The 19730-nt window shown below is 72.6% G+C and carries 16 protein-coding genes; 8 read left to right on the top strand and 8 right to left on the bottom strand.

Annotated features, from left to right (window positions below; all coding sequences use genetic code 11):
- Positions 1–482: 482 nt before the first annotated feature.
- Positions 483–1844: an MFS transporter gene (locus tag ACIDOF_RS22055; protein ID WP_409007723.1), complete on the top strand. Its 1362-nt coding sequence runs from the start codon at positions 483–485 to the stop codon at positions 1842–1844.
- A 73-nt stretch (positions 1845–1917) separates the two neighbouring features.
- Positions 1918–3051 (top strand): TIGR03364 family FAD-dependent oxidoreductase, encoded by a 1134-nt coding sequence (locus tag ACIDOF_RS22050; protein ID WP_409007722.1) that lies wholly within the window; start codon positions 1918–1920, stop codon positions 3049–3051.
- Positions 3052–3125: 74 nt separating this feature from the next.
- Here the strand turns inward: ACIDOF_RS22050 and ACIDOF_RS22045 are convergent, their stop codons facing one another.
- Together ACIDOF_RS22045 and ACIDOF_RS22040 are read right to left on the bottom strand one after the other, a co-directional pair.
- On the bottom strand, positions 3126–4583 hold the full coding sequence (locus tag ACIDOF_RS22045) for an aldehyde dehydrogenase family protein (RefSeq protein ID WP_409007721.1): 1458 nt from the start codon (positions 4581–4583) through the stop codon (positions 3126–3128).
- A 268-nt stretch (positions 4584–4851) separates the two neighbouring features.
- On the bottom strand, positions 4852–6753 hold the full coding sequence (locus ACIDOF_RS22040; RefSeq protein ID WP_409007900.1) for an NAD-binding protein: 1902 nt from the start codon (positions 6751–6753) through the stop codon (positions 4852–4854).
- Positions 6754–6939: 186 nt separating this feature from the next.
- Here ACIDOF_RS22040 and ACIDOF_RS22035 point away from each other — a divergent pair, with 186 nt between their 5' ends.
- Positions 6940–7308, top strand: a complete 369-nt coding sequence (locus ACIDOF_RS22035) for a hypothetical protein (protein ID WP_409007720.1) — start codon at positions 6940–6942, stop codon at positions 7306–7308.
- Positions 7309–7347: 39 nt separating this feature from the next.
- On the opposite strand, the gene ACIDOF_RS22030 is transcribed toward ACIDOF_RS22035, so the two are convergent.
- Entirely contained in the window at positions 7348–8178 is an 831-nt protein-coding gene (locus ACIDOF_RS22030) for an alpha/beta fold hydrolase (protein ID WP_409007719.1), read from the bottom strand.
- Positions 8179–8453: 275 nt separating this feature from the next.
- Between ACIDOF_RS22030 and ACIDOF_RS22025 the strand changes: the two genes are divergently transcribed.
- The 3 genes from ACIDOF_RS22025 to ACIDOF_RS22015 all read left to right on the top strand — a co-directional run bounded on the left by ACIDOF_RS22025 (position 8454) and on the right by ACIDOF_RS22015 (position 12110).
- A complete protein-coding gene (locus tag ACIDOF_RS22025) occupies positions 8454–9677 on the top strand; it encodes a lactate 2-monooxygenase (protein ID WP_409007717.1) in 1224 nt (407 codons plus the stop codon).
- The gene (locus tag ACIDOF_RS22020) at positions 9674–10669 is read left to right on the top strand and encodes a 2-hydroxyacid dehydrogenase (RefSeq protein WP_409007716.1); all 996 of its coding nucleotides are present in this window, start codon (positions 9674–9676) and stop codon (positions 10667–10669) included. Before ACIDOF_RS22025 ends, ACIDOF_RS22020 begins: the two co-directional genes overlap by 4 nt.
- Before the next feature lie 1015 nt (positions 10670–11684).
- On the top strand, positions 11685–12110 hold the full coding sequence (locus ACIDOF_RS22015) for a hypothetical protein (RefSeq protein ID WP_409007715.1): 426 nt from the start codon (positions 11685–11687) through the stop codon (positions 12108–12110).
- 15 nt (positions 12111–12125) lie between these two features.
- On the opposite strand, the gene ACIDOF_RS22010 is transcribed toward ACIDOF_RS22015, so the two are convergent.
- From ACIDOF_RS22010 to ACIDOF_RS21990, 5 genes are all read right to left on the bottom strand, one after another.
- Positions 12126–12368, bottom strand: coding sequence for a DUF397 domain-containing protein (locus tag ACIDOF_RS22010; RefSeq protein ID WP_409007714.1), 243 nt, complete (start codon positions 12366–12368; stop codon positions 12126–12128).
- A 107-nt stretch (positions 12369–12475) separates the two neighbouring features.
- Positions 12476–13648 carry a thiolase domain-containing protein gene (locus ACIDOF_RS22005; protein WP_409007713.1) on the bottom strand — a complete coding sequence of 391 codons (1173 nt, stop codon included), beginning with the start codon at positions 13646–13648 and terminating at the stop codon, positions 12476–12478.
- On the bottom strand, positions 13645–14691 hold the full coding sequence (locus ACIDOF_RS22000) for a thiolase domain-containing protein (RefSeq protein WP_409007712.1): 1047 nt from the start codon (positions 14689–14691) through the stop codon (positions 13645–13647). Before ACIDOF_RS22000 ends, ACIDOF_RS22005 begins: the two co-directional genes overlap by 4 nt.
- A complete protein-coding gene (locus ACIDOF_RS21995; RefSeq protein WP_409007711.1) occupies positions 14692–15636 on the bottom strand; it encodes a Zn-ribbon domain-containing OB-fold protein in 945 nt (314 codons plus the stop codon).
- A gap of 122 nt (positions 15637–15758) precedes the next feature.
- The gene (locus ACIDOF_RS21990) at positions 15759–16568 is read right to left on the bottom strand and encodes a crotonase/enoyl-CoA hydratase family protein (protein WP_409007710.1); all 810 of its coding nucleotides are present in this window, start codon (positions 16566–16568) and stop codon (positions 15759–15761) included.
- 168 nt (positions 16569–16736) lie between these two features.
- Here ACIDOF_RS21990 and ACIDOF_RS21985 point away from each other — a divergent pair, with 168 nt between their 5' ends.
- Together ACIDOF_RS21985 and ACIDOF_RS21980 are read left to right on the top strand one after the other, a co-directional pair.
- A complete protein-coding gene (locus tag ACIDOF_RS21985) occupies positions 16737–18371 on the top strand; it encodes an acyl-CoA synthetase (protein WP_409007709.1) in 1635 nt (544 codons plus the stop codon).
- Between the two features lie 160 nt (positions 18372–18531).
- Positions 18532–19593: a glycoside hydrolase family 5 protein gene (locus ACIDOF_RS21980; RefSeq protein WP_409007708.1), complete on the top strand. Its 1062-nt coding sequence runs from the start codon at positions 18532–18534 to the stop codon at positions 19591–19593.
- Positions 19594–19730: the final 137 nt, after the last annotated feature.

Below are 19730 nucleotides of genomic sequence, written 5' to 3'. Positions count from 1 at the left end.
CCCTGATCCGCCCGACGCGGGCCCCCGGTCGGGCCCGGGTCCTGGCCCTGATCCGCCCGACGCGGGCCCCCGGTCGGACCCGGTCCCCGCCCGGAGCCCGGCCTCGATGCGAGCCTGAGCCCGATCGGAGCACGCCCCGGTCGGGACCCGGGCTCGGCCGGCATCCCATCCGATGGACACCTGGCCCCAACGGGCCGGACCTGATCGACGCCCGCGTCCATCCGGAGGCCCGCCCAACAGACGTTCGCTCCAAGGGAGTTCCAGTTCCGCCCAAGGAGCCGTACCCAGGGTCCTCCGCCCCCGCCCACGCCCCCCGTGCCTCCGTGCCCCCGTGCCCCCGTGCCCCCGTGCCCCCGGGGAGAGTTCCGCCCCAAGGCTCCCCAACAGACCCACCCTCAAGGGACGGGCGGGCCGGGTGTTCGCGTAGCCGCCGCCCCCCACACCTTCCGTATCCGCCCGAGGACGAGGGACAGGAGCCAGCCATGGCCGACCTCGCACCACCGCAGCGCACTTCACGGACCACCACGGGGACGGCCGCCGCCGCCCGCTGGCGCTGGCGTATCTTCGCCGTCACCTGGCTCGCCTACGCGGGCTTCTACTTCGTACGCCAGGCGTTCTCCGTCGCCAAGCTCGGCATCCTGGAGGACCCGGCGGTCAACACCGTCCTCACCGAGCAGGTCCTCGGCGTGATCGACGCGGTCTATCTGGCCGCGTACGCCGTCGGGCAGTTCCTGTGGGGCATGTGGGCCGACCGGTTCGGTCCGCGGGTGGTGGTCGTCGGCGGCATGGTCGGCGCGATCGTCGCGGCCTGCCTCATGGGGGTGAGCAGCGCCCTGCTCGTGTTCGGCGGCGCCATGGTGCTGCAGGGCCTCGCGCAGTCGACGGGCTGGGCCCCGCTGTGCAAGAACATGGGGAACTTCTTCCCGGTGCGGCAGCGAGGGCGGGTGCTCGGGCTGTGGAGCACCAACTACGCCTTCGGCGGGCTCGTCGCGCCGCCGTTCCTCGGCTGGGTCGCGTACTCGCTGTTCGACAGCTGGCAGGTCGCGTTCTTCGCGGGCGCGGCCACCCTCGCCGTCGTCCTGCTCCTGTTCCTGCTGCTGCAGAAGAACTCCCCGCAGGACGCAGGTGTGGAGGACGCGGGCGTGGAGGACGAAGCGCAGCATGAGCAGGAGCATGGGCACGGTCAAGAACCGGACGCCGATGCCTCCTCGGCCCCGGCGAAGGCGCGGCGCGGCGGGCTGGCCCTCTATCGGGAGACGCTCCGCGACCCGATGGTGCTGACGCTCGGCGGCGCCTACTTCCTGCTGAAGCCCGCCCGGTACGCGATCCTGCTGTGGGGGCCCGTCCTGGTGAGCCGTCGGCTGCCCGACATCGACAAGGTGGGCGCGGTGCTGATCCCGGTCGCCTTCGGTGTGGCGGGAGTTGTCGCGCCGATCGTCGTCGGCTGGCTCTCCGACAAGCTGTTCGGCTCGCGCCGGGTGCCGCCGTGCGTGCTCGCCCTCGGCCTGCTGACGCTGACGCTCGCGCTGTTCATGCCGCTGACCGCCACCGGCAGCGTCCCGGTGATGATCGCGGTGCTCGCCGTCATCGGCCTCACGGTGTACGCCGCCGACTCGATGATCTCCTGCGTCGCGGCCGTCGACTTCGGTACGGACAAGGGCGCGGGCACGGCCGCCGGGCTGGTCAACGGCTGCGGTTCGGTCGGGGCGATCCTGGGCGGGCTCCTGCCCGGGTTCCTGTCCGGCGGCGCGCTGTTCACCGGGTTCGCGGCGGCCGCGCTGCTCGCCGGGCTGCTGATGGTGCCGCACTGGAACCGCCGCCCGCGCACTGCTGCTGCTTCCTGATCCAACGTCACCCGGCCCTGGAACAGGGTTCGTTGAGGTCGTCGTACCGCACTCCTCGCAGAGAGGTTCCAACATGAGCGTCAACCAGGCCGACACCGTCGTCGTGGGCGCCGGCATCGTCGGACTCGCGCACGCCCTCGCCGCCGCGCGCCGCGGCGAACGCGTCGTCGTCTTCGAGCGGGACGACTTCGCCGTGGGCGCCTCCATCCGCAACTTCGGCATGATCTGGGCCGTGGGCCAGCAGCGCGGCAGGGTCTACGAGCGGGCCCTGCGCAGCCGGGAGATCTGGCTGGAGATCGCCGCCAAGACCGGCATGTGGGCCGAGCAGAGCGGCTCGCTGCACCTCGCGCACCGGCCGGACGAGGTGGCCGTCCTGGAGGAGTTCGTCGCCGCCACGCCCGCCGCACGCGACCGCGGCGTCAGGATGATGACCGCGGAGGTGGCGCTGACGTCCAGTCATGTCGCCCGTCCCGACGGCCTGTTGGCCGCGATGTGGAGCCCGACCGAGCTCAACGTGGATCCGCGGCGGGCGATACCGGCCGTGGCCGACCACCTGGTCGCCGAGTACGGGGTGGACATCCGCTTCGGCACCACCGTCCGCTCCGTGGACCTGCCGACGGTGTCCACGACGGCCGGTGACTGGCGGGCCGGCCGGGTCTTCGTGTGCAGCGGCAACGACTTCGCGACGCTCTACCCGGAGGTGTACGCGGACAGCGGCCTGGTGCGCTGCAAGCTGCAGATGATGCGTACCGGCGTGCAGCCCGGAGGCCGGCCGCTCGGCCCGATGCTGTGCGGCGGGCTCACGCTGCTGCACTACGCGGCGTTCGACGGCCTGACGGCACGCGCGGCGCTGGCGGCGCGGATGGCCGAGGAGTTGCCGTACCACCGCGAGCACGGCATTCACGTGCTCCTTTCCCAGACCGCCGACGGCCGCCTCACGATCGGCGACAGCCACGCGTACGGGATGACGCACGACCCGTTCGAGGACGAGGCGATCAACGAGGCGGTGCTCGACTACCTCGGCACGTTCGCCGACCTGCCCGACGCGCGCGTCACCGAGCGCTGGACCGGCTACTACCCGTCCCTGCGCGACGGCCGTACGGAACTCGTGGTGTCGCCGGAGCCGGGCGTGACGGTGGTCAACGGGGTCGGCGGCGCGGGCATGACGCTGTCGTTCGGGCTCGCGGAGGAGAACATCGGCGCCTGACGGCCACCGCGAGTACGGGAAGGCCCCGGCGGACGGGATTCCGCCGGGGCCTTCCCGTGCACGACGGCTCGGCGTCAGTAGCCGATGCAGGCCGAGTGCCAGGAGGTGTAGAAGTCGAAGACCTCCGGGGAGCACTCGGGCGGGCCGTACTGGGAGGCCTTGGCGCCGGTGTGCGGAAGGTGCGCGTAGGCGCCGACGCCGGGGCGGTTGACGTGCAGCATGCCCGCCTCGAACCGCTCGACGGCCTCGAACGCGCGGGCCTGCGACGCGGTGAACACGGTGCCGCTCATCCCGTACTTGACGGAGTTGGCGATGCGCATGGCGTCGTCGAAGCCGTCCGCGTCGACGACCGCGAGGACCGGCCCGAAGACCTCCTCCTGGGCCAGCTCGCTGTCCCACGGCACGTCCCGGATGACCGTCGGCTGCACGTAGCACCCCTCGGGCAGGCCCGGCCGCTCCTCGGGCCCGCCGCCGCACAGCACCTTGCCGCCGTCCCGCTGCGCGCCCTCGACGGCGGCGAGCGCGGCGTCCCTGCGTACGGTGTTCACCACCGGGCACACCTGCGAGGCGGGGTCGTCGCCGGGACCGACGCGCAGCCCGGCGACGCGGGCGACGAGCTTGTCCAGGAACGCCTCGCGGACCCGTACGTCGACCACGGCCCGGCTGGTCGCGCTGCACCGCTGCCCGGCCTGCCCGAACGCGCCGTGCACGACGGCGTCGACGGCCCGGTCGAGGTCCGCGTCGTCGCACACGATCACCGCGTTCTTGCCGCCCAACTCCAGCTGGGTGCGCAGGAGTCGGTGGGCGCCGCCGGTGTGGATGGCGGTGCCGACGCCGAGGGAACCCGTGAAGCTGATGCCCGCGACGGCCGGGTTGGCGACCAGTGCCTCACCGGCCGCGACGTCGCCCTGCACGAGGTTGAGCACCCCGTCCGGGACGCCCGCCTGCTGGAACACCTCGACGAGCAGCGCGGACGTGAGCGGGGTGAGCGGGGAGGGTTTGAGCACGGCCGTGCAGCCGGCGAGGAGGGCGGGCGCGACCTTCCACATGGGGATGGCGAGCGGAAAGTTCCACGGGGTGACGAGGCCGACGACGCCGATGGGGCGGCGGAAGGTGTACGCGAACGTCCGCTCGTCCTCGGCGGGCGCGGTGACGCCGCCGAGCCTGCGGGCCTGCCCTGCGGTGAACTCCAGTACGGCGAGGGCGCGTCGGACCTCGCCGCGGGCCTCCTCGAGGAGCTTGCCCTGTTCGCGGGTGATGGCGGCGGCGACCTCTTCGGCGCGTTCGGCGAGCAGCCGTCCGGCTTCGGTGAGGTGGGCCGCGCGGCGGATCGGGCCGAGGGCGCGCCAGCCGGGGAGCGCGGCCGCGGCGGCGTCCACGGCCCGGTCGGTGTCGACGCCGCCGGACTCCGCGAACTCTCCGAGCACGTCGGAGAAGTCGGCGGGGTTGACGTTCTCCCGGGTGAGGCCCGACTCGGCGCGGGACCACTGCCCGTCGACGAAGTTGAGCCGAAGGTGCCGTTGCTGTGCCACAGGCTTGCCCTCCCCTTCGCTTGACCTGCACCGGCCCGACGCCGGCCCGGCCAGGCTCGCCCAGGGAGGGGACGGGAACAATGCGCGATTCCCGAATGGCCCCGATAGCGGGCGGCTATTCCGGTCCCCGAAAGGGGCGCGGGGAACTGCGCGCTCAGCCACGACGGCGCCGCAGGCTTTGGGGAAGGGGCGGGGAGGGGCAAAGGATGAAGCCGGTCCGGCGCTTGAGGACGCGAGCCCGCAGGGCGAAGCAGGAGCGGCGCCCACGTCAACCGAGCTCGTCCGACTCCCCAACCGCCCGCCGCCGAGTAAGCTCCGCCAACCCCCGCCGGGTTGCCGCAACGACCACCCGGTCCGTGGACCGCAGCACATACCCGGGATGCAGGTTCCACACCAGCCCCGGCGGCCGTTCCTCGGCGGCGAGCTGAGGCGACGCGAGGTCGGGCCGCCGCTCGGCCGGGTCGGCCGCGTCGAGCGCGATGACCCGCCAGCAGCCGGGGTTGAACGTCTCGGCGACGGTACGCCCCTCAAGCACCGGGTGCCCGGCGACGTTGACCGCGGCGAACAGCAGCACCTTCCGCTCCACGGACAGCGAGCCGAGGTTCTGCCGCCCCATCATCGCGCTGGCGAACGCGGGCGCCGCGAGATGTGTGCAACTCCGGCTCAGCGTCTGGGCGTTGGGGTGCGCGGCGCGCAGGGTGCGGTAGACGACCGTGGCGAACTCGTCGTCGTACAGGCGCAGGGACACTCGTACGTCCGACTTCACCGAGCGTGCGTAGAGGGCCGCTTCGAGGTTGGTGCTGTCGATGCTGGTCAGGGCGAGGAGGGCGCGGGCGCGTTTGATCTTCGCGGCTTCGAGGACGCCTTCCTGGGTGACGTCGCCGAGGACGACGGGCACGCGCAGCCGCCGGGCGAGGTCGACGCCGCGGGCCTCCGGGTCCTCCTCGACGCACACCACGGGGATGCCGAGTTCCCGCAGCCGCGCGAGGACGCGGGTGCCGATCTTGCCGAGGCCGAGCAGCACGACGTGCCCGGAGAGGCGGCGCGGCGGGCGGCGCAGCGCGGACGCGGTGCGGAACGTGCCGAGCGCTTCGAGGGCGGCGGCGAGGAGTACGGGCAGCAGCAGCAACCCGGCGAATCCGGAGAGGAGTTGGAGGATCTGGCGGCTGCGTGACGCGTCCTCGGCGGGGTCGCCCATGGCGAACAGGTCGAGCAGCGTGACGTAGGTGGCGTGCACGGGGCTGCCGCCCTGGGTGATCCAGGTGGCGACGGCGAGGGCGAGGGCGCAGGCGACGAGTCCGGCGACGGTCCAGCGCAGCCGGCGGGAGAACAGCTGGCCGATGGGGGCGCCGCGGACACGCTGGGGGGCGGCCTCGGGCCCGTCGTAGGCGACGGTTTCGAGGACGACGGTGCCGCGTTCCCGGGCGGCGGCGACGGCCGCGTCGTCCGGCAGGAGTTCGGTGCCCGGGTCGTCGGCGCCGGTGCCGCGGCCGGGCCGGTCGTCGGTGGGCGAGAGGAGGGCGAGGGTGCACAGGCCGGGGTCGGGCTCGTGGCCGGGCCGTGCGGGGCGGCGTTCGGCGGCGCGCAGCAGCAGTCCGTCGACCTGGACGACCTTGCCGGTCGCGGCGATCGCGGTGGCGGCGAGGGCGGGGGCGGCGGTGTCGGCGTCGGACAGGACGGTGGTGGACGAGTCGACCACCTCGACGCCGGGCGCGGCCAACACCCCCGCCTGGTCGAGGAGTTCCTTGAGGTGCCGGCCGAGTTTGCGGTTGTAGAGGCGGATGACGAGGCGTACGTGCGGGTTGAGGCGGCGGGCGGTGAGGGCGGCCCTGATGTTGGTCTCGTCGTCGTCGTTGACGAGGGCGAGCGCCTCGGCCTGTTCGACGCCGGCCTCGATCAGCGCGTCGTCGGTCAGCTCGGGCGCCTCGATCAGCGGGCCGCGCGCGTCGGGTGCGGGGCGGTCGTCGTCGGCGCCCGGGCCGTTGCCGGTCGCCCGGCCCACGGCGGCGGTGACCCGGTCGATGAGGGTGCCGGCGCGGGACCGTACGGACAGCGGCTGGACCCGTCTGTTCCCCGCGGCGGGCACGACGAGCGTCACGTGCTCGCCGTACACCTCGCGGAGCTCGGCGGCGAGGCGCTGGCCGAGCGCGTCGTCCCCGCACACAACCATGCGGGGCGCGGCGGGAGTTGACCTGGGCTGCTGCTGCGGTACGGATGACACGGAAGGCAAGAGTGCCGGAAGCCCGGTCGTGGTTCCAGGCGGCGCGGCCCGGCCGCCCGCGTTCCGGCCGCCCCTCCCGCCGCCTCCGAGCCCACCCTTGTACACCGTACGGTTCGACCTCGTACCCTCGACGTCATGAGCGACCTGCTGCCCGTACTGCCCCTGCTGATCATCGGGGCCGGCATGCTCGCGTTCCTCGGCGGCTGCGTGTGGCTGGCGGTGCATGTGCGGCGGCGGGGCGCGGCGGGCGGTGCGGTGAGCGCGGCGATGGCGGCGTACGACGAGGCGTTCAAGGTGACGTCGTACGAGGCGCATGTGGAGGTGCAGGCGCAGGCGCGGCGCAAGAGTCCGCTGCTGTCCCCGGACGAGGACTGGCGCCCGGCGCCCCGACCCGCCGGGCCTGCCGGGCCTGCGGATGCCGGTGGGTCGCGTCCGCGGCGGGTGCGTGCGCGCCGTGGGCTGCTGCGGGGGCTGCGCCGGAGGACTGCGCGCCGACCGCGCTGAGGCCCCGGCCCGCTGCCCTCTCGGACGCGCGTGCCGCGGTCAGGCGGGCTGGTGCCGTGGCGTGAAGAACTCGGCGAGCGCCGCCGCGAGCGCCTCGGGGTGGGTGAGCGGGGCGGCGTGCCCCGCGCCCGGGATCTCCCGGACCCGCGCCCCGGGCACGTGCTCGGCCACGTGCCGGGCGCCGGCGGCGAAGACGGGCTTGGTGGCCGCCCCGACCAGCACCGTCACCGGAACGGAGATCGCGCCGAGCCGCGCCGGATCCTCGGTGGGGTCCCCGTACTCCCTGACCTGCCCGAGCAGGTCGAGCAGTTTCGGGGCGTAGGGCGCCGCGGCCGTGCAGTAGCCGAGCGCATCGGCCGCGGCGATCTCCTCCTCGGTGAACGGGAAACCGAGGAAGGCGCGTACCGCGTCCGCCAGTTCGCCCTCGGCTACCAGCGCGCCCGTGCGGCCGAGGGCTTGGCCGACCACCGCCTGCTGCTCCGGTTCGGCCAGCCCGAGCAGGACGGGTTCGAAGGGGGCGACGGACGTGATCGCGTCGGACCGCGCCGCCGCGCCGAGGGCGTGGTTCGCGCCGCCGGACCAGCCCACGAGCCCGACCGGCTCGCCGAGGCTGTCGACGTAGTCGAGCGCGTCGTCGATCTGCCGGCGCACACTGAGGTCGCGGTGGTCACCGCTGCGGCCACGGCCGCGCATGCTCGGCGCATGGCAGGTGAACCGGTCGGCAAGGCGTTCCACCACCCGGTTCCAGTCGAGGTCGCCGTCTCCCACGGCCCCCTGCAGGAACACCAGCGGCGGCCCTTGGCCATGCACGGTGGCGCCGAGGGTGACGCCGTCGGTGGTGGTGACGTAGTGGGTGCGCTCGCTGCTCATCGCTGTCTCCTTCGCCCACCGGTACGGGGGCGCCGACAGCGGCTCGGAGCAGGCGAAGCACGTGCAGGCGTGGCCCCGCCCGGCCCTGCCTCCACGATACGCCCGGGCCTCGCGCGGCCTTTCCGCACGGATGGCATACCGCTTGGTATGTCGTACGTCACTTCCGCGCCTCGCTCTTGATCGCCGTACGCGCCGGTGTGAAGGTGACCGGGCGTGCTCTCGCCCCTCTGGGAAGCGCCCCCGAATGTGCCCTCTAGTGCGGAGGAATCGACATAGTGGCTGGTCACTGGGCGGACTTTCAGTACGAGATCTATCTCAACGGCATGACCGGCGCCGTGCCGCGGCTGCCGACGGATCTGACGCGCCTGGAGGAGCTGGCCGAGCACCGGCTCGGCCCCGGCCCGGTCGGCTACGTGGCGGGCAGCGCGGGCAGCGGCAGCACCGCCGCCGCCAACCGGGAGGCCCTCGACCGGCGCCGGATCGTGCCGCGGATGCTCCGCGACGTGCACCAACGGGACCTGTCCGTCGAGGTGTTGGGGCGCGCGCTGCCCGCGCCGGTGGCGCTCGCGCCCGTCGGCGTCCTGTCGATCATGCACCCGGACGCCGAGTCGGCGGCGGCGCGGGCGGCGGCCGCGCAGGGCGTGCCGTTCGTCCTCTCCTCCGCGTCGAGCACGCCGATGGAGCAGGTCGCGGAGGCGATGGGGGACGGCGAGCGGTGGTTCCAGCTGTACTGGGCGAAGGACCGGGAGGTGACGAAGAGCTTCCTCGACCGGGCGAAGGCCTCCGGCTTCACGGCGCTGCTCGTCACCCTCGACACCCCGCTGCTCGCCTGGCGGCCCCGCGACCTCGACCAGGCGTACCTGCCGTTCCTGCACGGTGTGGGCACCGCCAACTACTTCACCGACCCGGCGTTCCTGTCGGGCCTCGCGAAGCCGGTGCACGAGGACCCGAACGCGGCGGTCATGCACTTCGTCGGCATGTTCGCGGACCCGGCGAAGACCTGGCCGGACCTGGCGTTCCTGCGGGAGAACTGGGACGGCCCGATCGTCCTGAAAGGCATCCTGCACCCGGACGACGCCCGGCTCGCGGCCGACGCGGGCATGGACGGCGTGGTCGTCTCCAACCACGGCGGGCGGCAAGTCGCGGGCTCGGTGGCCGCGGCGGACGCCCTGCCGCGCGTCGCGGAGGCGGTCGGCGACCGGCTGACCGTGCTGTTCGACAGCGGGATACGCACCGGCGACGACGTCTTCAAGGCCCTGGCGCTCGGCGCGGAGACGGTGCTCGTGGGGCGTCCGTACGCGTACGGGCTCGGCCTCGACGGCCAGGCCGGCGTGGAGCACGTGATCCGCTGCCTGCTCGCCGAGTTCGACCTGACGCTGGCCCTGACGGGGCACGCGGGCCCGGGGACGGTGTCGGGGGCGGACCTGGAGAGTGCGGGCTCGGGGTCGGGTACGGGTTCGGGTACGGGTTCGGACTCGGGTACGGGGGCGACGGCATGAGCGGGTCGTCGACGCAGGCCGGGCCGGAGCGCCATGTGCTGGCGGTCGTGCCCGAGCACGTCGGCGGGCGCGCGGCCGGCTCCGGGTTCGCGGCGCTGCTGCCCGCGCCCACCCGGATCACGGTCGTGGAGTCCCTCGACGAAGACCCGGACGCACTGCGCACCGCCCACGTGGTGATCACCGCACTCTCCCCGGTCACAGCCCGACACCTCGCCGCCGCACCGGAGTTGGAACTCGTCCAGTGCGCGAGCCACGGCTTCGACTACGTCGACGTGGCCGCCGCGCGCGGCCGGGGCGTACCGGTGTGCACGATCGGGTCGAGCGACGCGGAGAAGCAGAACGTCGCCGAGCAGACGTTCGCGCTGATGCTCGCCCTCGCCAAGCAGGTGGTCCCCGCGCACACGGCGCTCGCCGCCGGCGACTGGGCGCTGCCCCGCCTGAAGCCGTCCCTGACCGAACTGTCCGGGAAGCGGCTCGGCATCGTCGGCCTCGGCAGCATCGGGCAGGAAGTCGCGGTCAGGGGGCGGGCGTTCGGGATGGACGTGGTGTACGCCGGCCGCCGCCGCGCCGACCCGGACGTGGAAGCCCGCCTCGGCGCCGAACAGCTGCCGCTGGACGACCTCCTGCGCACCTCGGACTACGTGAGCCTGCACGTGCCGCTCACCGACACGACCCGGGGCCTGCTGTCCCGGGAGCGGCTCGCGCTGCTCAAGCGGACGGCGTTCCTGGTGAACACGGCGCGGGGGGCGCTGATCGACCAGGAGGCGCTGGCGGACGCGCTGGAGTCGGGCGCGCTGGCAGGTGCGGGGCTCGACGTCTTCGCCCCGGAGCCCCCACCGTCCTCCCTCCGCCTCCTCCGGGCACCGAACGTCGTCCTCTCCCCACACGTCGGCGGCGTCACCCGGGAGACGGTCGTACGCATCGCGCTCGCGGCGGCGGGGAACGTGGCGGGGTTCCTCCGGGGGGAGGGCGCGGCGGACGTGGTCAACTGAGGCTGCACGCCGAGCAGTTGCTCCCGATGTCCTCGACGGGCTCCCCCAGCAGGGACGCTGCCCCTGCACCCCGCTCGCGGCCAGGCCCTGCACCCGCGGCCTGCCGGGGCTTGCCGCTCTTCGCCCCTCAGGGCTGCCACCCCTTGCACCGCTCGGGGCCCCCGAACCCCACCGGGGGCCGCCCGGGCCCCTCCTACCCCACGGGGCTCCGCCCCGGGACCCCGCTTCGGGGTCGTCCTTCGGCTGCCCCGCCGTCGTGGCCGCTCGCGCAGTTCCCCGCGCCCCTATCGGGGCCCGACACCACCAACCCCGCTCCCCACAGCGGCGACCCCACCCCCAGCCCCTCCCGCCCCGGCAGCGCTCACAAGTACCCGGACACCACGGCGACTTGGCCACAACCCCACGCCCCGAACAAGCCACAGCCCGCCTCCGACTACCCCGCCATCGCGGCCACCCGCGGAGTTCCCCGCGCCCCTAACGGCGCCCGGCACCACCGCCCCGCAGCCACCACCCCAGCCGGACGCTCAACTCCCCCAGCACCAACACTCATTGCCCACTGCCCCCCACCCCTTTCGGGGGCCCGGCACCACCGCCCCGCAGCCACCACCCCGGCCGGACGCTCAACTTCCCCAGCAGCAGCACTGCTTGCCCACCACCCCACGCCCCGAGCAAGCCCCAGCACCCCCGCGCGCCTCAGCCCACCTCCAGCCGCCCTCCGACAACCCCACCATCGCGGCCGCCCCCGCAGTTCCCCGCGCCCCTAACGGCGCCCGGCACCACCGCCCCGCAGCCCCCCACCCCAGCCGCACGCTCAACTCCCCCTCCATCAGGGCTGCTTGCGCAACACCCCGCGCCTCCAACAAACCCCGGCGCCACCCCAGCCTTTCAGCCCGTCCGGCGTTTGAGGACGCGCCCGGAGGGCGGTCGGGGTGCGGGGCGGAGGCCCGGGCCAAGAGGGGCCCAGCCTTGACCGGGGGCTTTCGGGGGAGGCGGGCTGGGGGGAAGATCCAGGCTCATGGGCAATCTTCTCTCCGTCGTCACAGGCGCCGGGATCGGACTGGCCGGAGTCGTCTTCGGGGCGTGGTTCACCGCCCGCAGGCAGGACCGCATGTGGCGGCGGGAGCAGAAACTCAAGGCGGGTGTCGCCTTCAACACCGCCGTGTCGCAACTGATCGACTTCCTCCGGGAGACCCGAGTCGACGTGGACGGCGTCGGCGGCAACGAGCTGGCCGGCCGTATGCAGGAGGCCAGGTCGGCCATCTACCTGGTGTGCGACGAGGAGACCGTCGCCCTCGCGGACGCGCTCGCGAAGCGCGTATGGAAGGCCCGCCCGAGCGGGGACGGCGAGGACCGCGACGACCGCAGGGCCGAGCATCACGAGACGCTGGACCTGCTGCGCCGCTTCACCCGCCGCCTCCGCGAGGAGATCGTCCGTACGTGACGTGGGCCCCGGGCCTCAGGTCAGGTCGAACTCGCCCTCCCGCGCCCCCAGGACGAACGCCCGCCACTCGGCCGGAGTGAAGATCAGGGACGGGCTGTCCGGGCGGTCGCCGTTGCGCATGGCGATGAAGCCTTCGACGAACGCGATCTGCACGTCGCCCCGGCCCTGACTGCTGGACTGCCAGGCGGCGTTGCTGAGATCGAGGTCGGGCTTCTGCCGGCCGGCGAAGGTCTGCTGGGCGGTGGTGCTCTCGGCCACGTGCGTGCTCCTCCCGGTACTTACCCGTGGGTCTGCGGCCAGCGTAGCGACCGGCGCGGGCCGCGCACAGGCCACGTAAGAGGGACCAGCCCCGAACCCCGCGGGCCTCAACTCCGCGGCATCTGCGCCCCGACCACCCACATCGCGAAGAACTGCGACCCGCCCCCGTACGCGTGCCCCAGCGCCGTGCGCGCCCCGTCGACCTGGTGCTCGCCGGCCAGGCCGCGCACCTGGAGGGCCGCCTCGGCGAAGCGGATCATTCCGGAGGCGCCGATGGGGTTGGTGGAGAGGACGCCGCCGGACATGTTGACGGGCAGGTCGCCGTCGAGTTCCGTGACGCCGGACTCGGTGAGCTTCCAGCCCTCGCCCTCGTCGGCGAAGCCGAGGTTCTCCAGCCACATCGGCTCGTACCAGGAGAACGGCACGTACATCTCGACGGCGTCGATCTCGCGGCGCGGGTCGGTGATGCCGGCCTGCCGGTACACGTCGGCGGCGCAGTCGCGGCCGGCGCGCGGCGAGACGGAGTCCTTCCCGGCGAACATGGTGGGTTCGCTGCGCATCGCCCCGCCGTGCATCCAGGCGGGCGGCCGGGGTGAACGGGCCGCGCCCGCACGGTCGGTGAGGATCATCGCGCAGGCCCCGTCGGACGACGGGCAGGTCTCGGAGTAGCGGATCGGGTCCCACAGCATCGGGGACGCCTGCACCTTCTCCAGGGTGATGTCGTGCTCGTGGAGGTGCGCGTACGGGTTCTTGAGCGCGTTGCGGCGGTCCTTGTACGCGACGAGCGAGCCGACCGTGTCGGGCGCCCCGGTGCGCCGCATGTACGCGCGCACGTGCGGGGCGAAGAAACCGCCCGCCCCGGCGAGCAGCGGCTGCTGGAACGGCACGGGCAGCGAGAGGCCCCACATGGCGTTGGACTCGGACTGCTTCTCGAAGGCGAGGGTGAGGACGGTGCCGTGCAGGCGGGCGGCGACCAGGTTGGCGGCGACGAGCGCCGTGGAGCCGCCGACGGAGCCCGCGGTGTGCACCCGGAGCATGGGTTTGCCGACGGCGCCGAGGGCGTCGGCGAGGTACAGCTCCGGCATCATGACGCCCTCGAAGAAGTCGGGCGCCTTGCCGATGACGACGGCGTCGATGTCGGCCCACGTCAACTCGGCGTCGTCCAGGGCCCGTTGGGCGGCTTCGCGGACGAGTCCGGCGATGGAGACGTCCTTGCGGGCGGCGACGTGCTTGGTCTGGCCGACGCCGACGACGGCCACGGGTTCTTGTCCGACGCTCACCGGGCGTCCCCTTCCAGTACGGCGACGAGGTTCTGCTGCAGGCACGGCCCGGACGTGGCGTGGGCGAGGGCCCGGTCGGACGCGCCGCGGTGGATGCGGGCCGCGGCCTCGCCGATGCGCAGGAGGCCGGCGGCCATGACGGTGTGGGCGGCGAGCGCGCCGCCCGAAGGGTTGATCCGCACGTCGTCGCCGAGCTTCAGCGCCTTGCGCAGGACGACCTCCTGAGAGGTGAACGGCGCGTGCAACTCGGCGGTGTCCACGGGTCGTTCGAAGGCTCCGGCGTGCTCGGCGGCGAGGCGGGTCGACGGGGAGTCGGTGAGGTCGCGGACGCCGAGGCTGTGCGGCTCGATGCGGTGGTCCATGCCGCGGATCCACGCGGGCCGCGCGCACAGGTCGCGCGCCTTGTCGCCGGCGGCGAGGATCACGGCGACGGCGCCGTCGCTGACCGGCGGGCAGTCACCCTTGCGCAACGGCAGGACGACGTAATCGCCCTGCTCCACCGCGCCCTTGAGCTGTGCGTGCGGGTTGTCCGCGGCCGACGTCCGGCTGCGGTCGGCGATCCCGGCGAGCGCGGGCTCGTCCGTCTCACCGGAGTCGACGAGGGCCTGCGCCTGCAGCGCCGCGAGCGCGACCGCGTCGGGCCACAGCGGCGCCACGTAGTACGGGTCCAACTGCCGGGTGAGGACGTCGCGTACGGATCCGGGTGAGGTCTTGCCGTACGCGTAGACGAGCGCGGTGTCGGCCTGGCCGGTGAGGATCTTCACCCACGCCTCGTACAGGGCCCAGGCGCCGTCCATCTCGACGTGTGACTCGGAGATCGGCGGCCAGGCGCCGACGCCGTCGAGGGTCATCGTGAAGGAGAAGGCGCGGCCCGCGAGGTAGTCGGACGAGCCGGAGCAGGTGAAGCCGATGTCGCTGGTCTTCAGTCCCGTCTGCTCCATGACGGAGTGCAGGACGGGCATGAGCATCTCGACCTCGGACTGTTCGTCGGAGCGGCGCACCTGGTCGCTCTGCGCGAAGGCGACGATCGCGACCTCTCGCATCTACACCAGCTCCTTGTACGTGTCGTAGTCGGCGTCCGGCTCTCCGGTGGGCCGGTAGTGGTCGGGGTAGCGTCCGCCCTCGGTCCAGACGGGTTCGACCCTGAGGCCCATGCGCACCTGGTCGTACGGGATGCCCGCGATGCGTCCGTGCAGGGCGAGGTCGGCGCCGTCGAGGGCGATGTGGGCGTAGACGTAGGGCAGTTCGATGTCGAGGTTCTTCGCTTTGACGTTGACGATGCAGAAGGTTGTCACGGTGCCGCGCGGGCCCACTTCGACGGCTTCGCGGGTGGCGACGCCGCAGGTGGGGCAGGCGCCGCGGGGCGGGATGTACACCTTGGCGCAGGAGGGGCAGCGTTCGCCGACCATCCTGCGGTCGGCGACGGCCTCGATGTAGGCGGACTGCGCGCGGCCCGGCGAGTAGGTGTAGTCGAGGCGGGCGGGCGCGACGATGCCGCTCACCGGGTCCTCGAACCGCCCGTCGTGCGGGGCCGCTTCGGTGCGCTCGTCGCCGTCGTACGGTTCGAAGCAGGCGATGTCCGTGATGGCTCCGGAGCGTTCCCCGGCCCAGCGGATCCGTACGCGCATGCCGCTGTGCACGGCGTCCGGCCCTTCGGCGTCGAGGGCGTGCAGGAGGGCGGTGTCGGCGCCGTCGAGGGTGACGAGGACCCAGGCGAACGGCTTGGCGAGGGGCTGTCCGCGGCGCGGTTCGTGGTTCCAGGCCCAGGTGGTGACGGTGCCGGTGGCGCCGACCTCGACGAGTTCGCGTATCTCGTCGGCGGTCACCGGGTCGTACTCGACGGGCGGCACGAGCACCTTCCCGTCACTGGTCCGCACCCCGAGCACGGTGCGCTCGCGCAGCCCGCTGAGGAACGCGCTCTGCACGGGCCCGAGGGACCGGGTGAAGGGGAACTCGACGACGAGGGGGGCTTTGAGGACTTCGGGCATACGAATGGGGCTCCTTGAGGTGAGGTGTCGGCCCCGGTCCGTGAGGGCCGAGCCAAATCCGGCCCGTCCGGCGCTTGAGGACGAGCCCGCAGGGCGACAGGCGGCAACCGGCCGACGGCCACCTACAAGCGCCGGTACACAGGCTGACGCTTCTCCGCGAACGCCTTCGCGCCTTCCTTCGCGTCCTCGGTCGCGAACACCGGCCAGCCGCGCTCCAGTTCGGCCTTGAGGCCGTCGGTCTCGGTCATCTCGGCGGTCTCGTACACGGACGCCTTGACCGCCTCGACGGCGAGCGGGCCGCAGGCGTTGATCTGTTCGGCGATGGCGAGGGCCCTCTCCAGCGCGGTGCCGTCGGGCACGACATGCCCGATCAGGCCGACGGCGGCGGCCTCGGCGGCGCTGTAGGGGCGCCCGGTGAGCAGCATTTCCAGGGCGTGCGTGCGCGGGATCTGGCGTTGCAGCCGGACGGTCGAGCCGCCGATGGGGAACAGGCCGCGCTTGACCTCGTACAGGCCGAAGGTGGCGGACTCGCCGGCGACGCGGATGTCGGTGCCCTGGAGGATCTCCGTGCCGCCGGCGACGCAGTGGCCCTCGACGGCGGCGATGACGGGTTTGCGCGGGCGGTGGTGGCGCAGCATCGCCTTCCAGTGCAGGTCGGGGTCGGCCTTCATCCGGTCCCGGTACCGCTCGCCCTCCATGCCCTTGCCGGCGAGGGCCTTGAGGTCCATGCCCGCGCAGAAGTCGCCGCCCGCGCCGGTGAGGACGACGGAGCGGATCGCGTCGTCCTCGTCTGCTTCGAGCCAGCCGTCGTAGAGCCCGACGAGCAGCGGCAACGAGAGCGCGTTCTTGGCCTCGGGCCGGTTCAGTGTGAGCACCAGAGTGGCGCCCGCACGCTCTACGGTCAGGTGTTCCGTCCCACCAGTTCGCCCCATGGTCGAGGTCCTCCCGTCTCAGACTGGAACAGGTTGCAGGAGTGCGGGTGCCAGCACAATAGCTTTCTGACAGCCAGTCAGATTTCTTCGCGGCACCCCTTCCCAGTTGTGCCGGGCGGCGCTCTAATGACGGCCGAGCCGACATGCATCCCGGGGTCAGGAGGAGCGGTGGAGTACAACCTTGCCGACCTGTTCGAGTCCGTCGTCGACGTGGTGCCCGACCGTGAGGCGCTCGTCCACGTCGACCACCCCGGCACCGGCAGGGAACGCCGGCTCACCTACGCCGAACTGGACGCGGCCGCCAACCGCGTGGCCCACCATCTGATCGACAGCGGCATCCGGCCCGGCGAGCACCTCGGCCTGCACCTCTACAACGGGGTCGAGTACCTGCAGACGGTGCTCGCCTGCCTGAAGGCCCGGATCGTCCCGGTCAACGTCAACTACCGTTACGTGGAAGAGGAGTTGGTCTACCTCTACCGGGACGCGGACCTGGCCGCGCTGGTCTTCGACGCCGAGTTCACCGAGCGGGTCGCGGCGGCCCTTCCGCGTACGGAGAAGCTGCGGCACCTCGTGCGGGTGGGCGACGCTCCGGCCGGCGCGCCGGACCTGGACGCGGTGCCGTTCACGAGGGCCGAGGTGGAGGGTTCGCCGGAGCGGGGCTTCGGGCCGCGCTCCGCCGACGACCTGTTCATCATCTACACCGGCGGCACCACGGGCATGCCGAAGGGCGTGATGTGGCGGCAGGAGGACCTGTTCTTCGCGGGCCTGTTCGGCGGCGATCCGGCGGGCGTGCCGGTCTCCCGGCCCGAGGAACTGGCCGAGAAGGTGGCCGCGGGCGGCAGCGGACTGACGTTCTTCCCCACTCCCCCGCTGATGCACGGCACGTCGACGCTGACGTCGTTCATCGCGTTCAACTACGGCCAGCGGGTGGTGCTGCACACCAAGTACGCGCCGGAGGAAGTGCTCCGTACGATCGAGAAGGAGCGGGTGTCCAGCGTCTCCCTGGTGGGGGACGCGATGCTGCGGCCGCTCGTCGACGCGCTGAACGGCCCGTGCAAGGGCGCCGACATGTCGTCGCTGTTCAGCGTCTCGTCGTCGGGCGCGATCATGTCGGACTCGGTGCGCGCGGAGTTCCAGGCCCTCGTGCCGAACGTGCTGCTCCTGAACAACTTCGGCTCGTCCGAGTCCGGCTCCAACGGCAAGGCCACGGACGACTCCGGGCCGGCGAAGGGCTTCCGCCTGGAGGTCAACGAGCGTACGCAGGTGGTCGATCCGGCCACGTACGAGCCGGTGGCCGTGGGCGAGCCGGGGCGCCTGGCACAGCGCGGGCACGTGCCGCTCGGCTACTACAACGACGAGAAGAAGACCGCCGAGACGTTCTTCCGGAAGGACGGCGAGCGGTGGGTACTGCTCGGCGACATGGCGACGGTCGACGAACAGGGCATCGTGACGGTGCTCGGCCGCGGCTCGCAGTGCATCAACTCCGGCGGCGAGAAGGTGTATCCGGAGGAGGTCGAGCAGGCCCTCAAGTCCCACCCGGACGTGTACGACGCGCTGGTGGCGGGCGTGCCGGACCCGAAGTGGGGCAACCATGTCGCGGCGGTCGTCCAACTCCGGCCGGGGGCGGGCGAGTTGACGCTGGAGCAGATCCAGACGCACTGCCGTACACAGGTGGCGGGCTACAAGATCCCGCGCCAACTGGTCGTCACCGACGCCATCCAGCGCTCGCCCAGCGGCAAGGCGGACTACCGGTGGGCGAAGGCGGTCGCGGTGGCGGCGGACGCGGGGCCCTCCGGGGAGTGAGGGGCTGAGGGCCCGCGGTTCGGGGAGGGGCCGGGTGCCGAGGCGCCCGTACACCCGGGAACAGTAAGGAAACTTTCCTAACCTCTTGACTCCAATTGGAAAGAACCCTAACTTTCCCGCAACCCCCCACCCACGGACTTTGATCAGGAGGCACACCTCCATGGCAAAGCACTCCCCCACCCGCCCGCGCCCGGCGCGGATCGCCCTCACTGCGGCCCTCTCCGGAGCACTCGTCTTCACGCTGGCGTCCCAGTTCCACGCGAACGCCGGACCGAGCGGGCCGCCCACGATCGCCGCCCCGGCCGGATCCGCCGTCGCCCGCAACGGCCAACTCAGCGTGTGCGGCGAGAAGTTGTGCAACGAGCAGGGCAAGGCGGTCCAGCTCAGGGGCATGAGCTCGCACGGCACCCAGTGGTACGCGCAGTGCCTCACCGACGGCTCCCTCGACGCACTCGCCGAGGACTGGGGCGCCGACGTCCTGCGCGTGTCGACGTACGTCCAGGAGGGCGGCTACGAGACCGACCCCGAGAAGTTCACGAAGCTCGCGCAGCGCGTCGTGGACCAGGCGATCGCGCGCGGCATGTACGCGGTCATCGACTGGCACCAACTCGACCCCGGCGACCCCAACGCCAACACGGACTCGGCGAAGAAGTTCTTCACGGACATGGCCTCCAGGTACAAGGACCAGCCGAACGTCTTCTACGAGATCGCCAACGAACCCAGCGGGGTGTCCTGGTCGCGGATCAAGTCGTACGCGGAGGAGATCATCCCGGTCATCCGGCAGCACGACCCGGACGGGGTCGCGCTCGTCGGCACACGCGCGTGGTCCTCGCTCGGCGTGTCGGAGGACGGGGACGAGCGGGAGGTGATCGAGAACCCGGTCGACGCCGAGAACATCATGTACACCTTCCACTTCTACGCGGCCTCGCACGGCGACGAATACCTGCGCACCCTGTCCCGCGCCGCCGACGAACTCCCCATGTTCGTCACGGAGTTCGGCACGCAGAACTCGGCGGGCGAAGGCGGCAACGACTTCACGATGAGCCAGAAGTACATCGACCTGATGGCCGAGAAGGGCATCTCCTGGACCAACTGGAACTACTCCGACGACGACCGCTCGGGCGCGGTCTTCAAGCCCGGCACCTGCGACGGCGACCAGTGGACGGGCACCGGCGTCCTGAAGGAGGCGGGGGTGTGGATCCGGGAGCGGGTGAAGGGGTGAGACCCAACTGACCCCGGGGCCTCCGCCCCCGCCCCCCCGCTCCTGAAACGCCGGAGGGCTGCGCACGGCCCGACCAGTGTTGAGCGCGGCGCCCCTTTCCAGCCGTCCGGCGCTGAACGGCGAGCGTCCGCAGCTCA

Source organism: Streptomyces sp. Da 82-17, from assembly GCF_046098215.1.
GTDB lineage: Bacteria > Actinomycetota > Actinomycetes > Streptomycetales > Streptomycetaceae > Streptomyces.
This window is presented reverse-complemented; position numbering and strand designations above follow the sequence as displayed.

Excerpts from the sequence above, each read along its gene's own strand:
- ACIDOF_RS22055 (WP_409007723.1), top strand. The coding sequence starts at position 483 with ATGGCCGACCTCGCACCACCGCAGCGCACTTCACGGACCACCACGGGG.
- ACIDOF_RS22050 (WP_409007722.1), top strand. The coding sequence starts at position 1,918 with ATGAGCGTCAACCAGGCCGACACCGTCGTCGTGGGCGCCGGCATCGTC.
- ACIDOF_RS22040 (WP_409007900.1), bottom strand. The coding sequence starts at position 6,753 with ATGGTTGTGTGCGGGGACGACGCGCTCGGCCAGCGCCTCGCCGCCGAG.
- ACIDOF_RS22035 (WP_409007720.1), top strand. The coding sequence starts at position 6,940 with ATGAGCGACCTGCTGCCCGTACTGCCCCTGCTGATCATCGGGGCCGGC.
- ACIDOF_RS22030 (WP_409007719.1), bottom strand. The coding sequence starts at position 8,178 with ATGAGCAGCGAGCGCACCCACTACGTCACCACCACCGACGGCGTCACC.
- ACIDOF_RS22020 (WP_409007716.1), top strand. The coding sequence starts at position 9,674 with ATGAGCGGGTCGTCGACGCAGGCCGGGCCGGAGCGCCATGTGCTGGCG.
- ACIDOF_RS22015 (WP_409007715.1), top strand. The coding sequence starts at position 11,685 with ATGGGCAATCTTCTCTCCGTCGTCACAGGCGCCGGGATCGGACTGGCC.
- ACIDOF_RS22000 (WP_409007712.1), bottom strand. The coding sequence starts at position 14,691 with ATGCGAGAGGTCGCGATCGTCGCCTTCGCGCAGAGCGACCAGGTGCGC.
- ACIDOF_RS21995 (WP_409007711.1), bottom strand. The coding sequence starts at position 15,636 with ATGCCCGAAGTCCTCAAAGCCCCCCTCGTCGTCGAGTTCCCCTTCACC.
- ACIDOF_RS21990 (WP_409007710.1), bottom strand. The coding sequence starts at position 16,568 with ATGGGGCGAACTGGTGGGACGGAACACCTGACCGTAGAGCGTGCGGGC.
- ACIDOF_RS21980 (WP_409007708.1), top strand. The coding sequence starts at position 18,532 with ATGGCAAAGCACTCCCCCACCCGCCCGCGCCCGGCGCGGATCGCCCTC.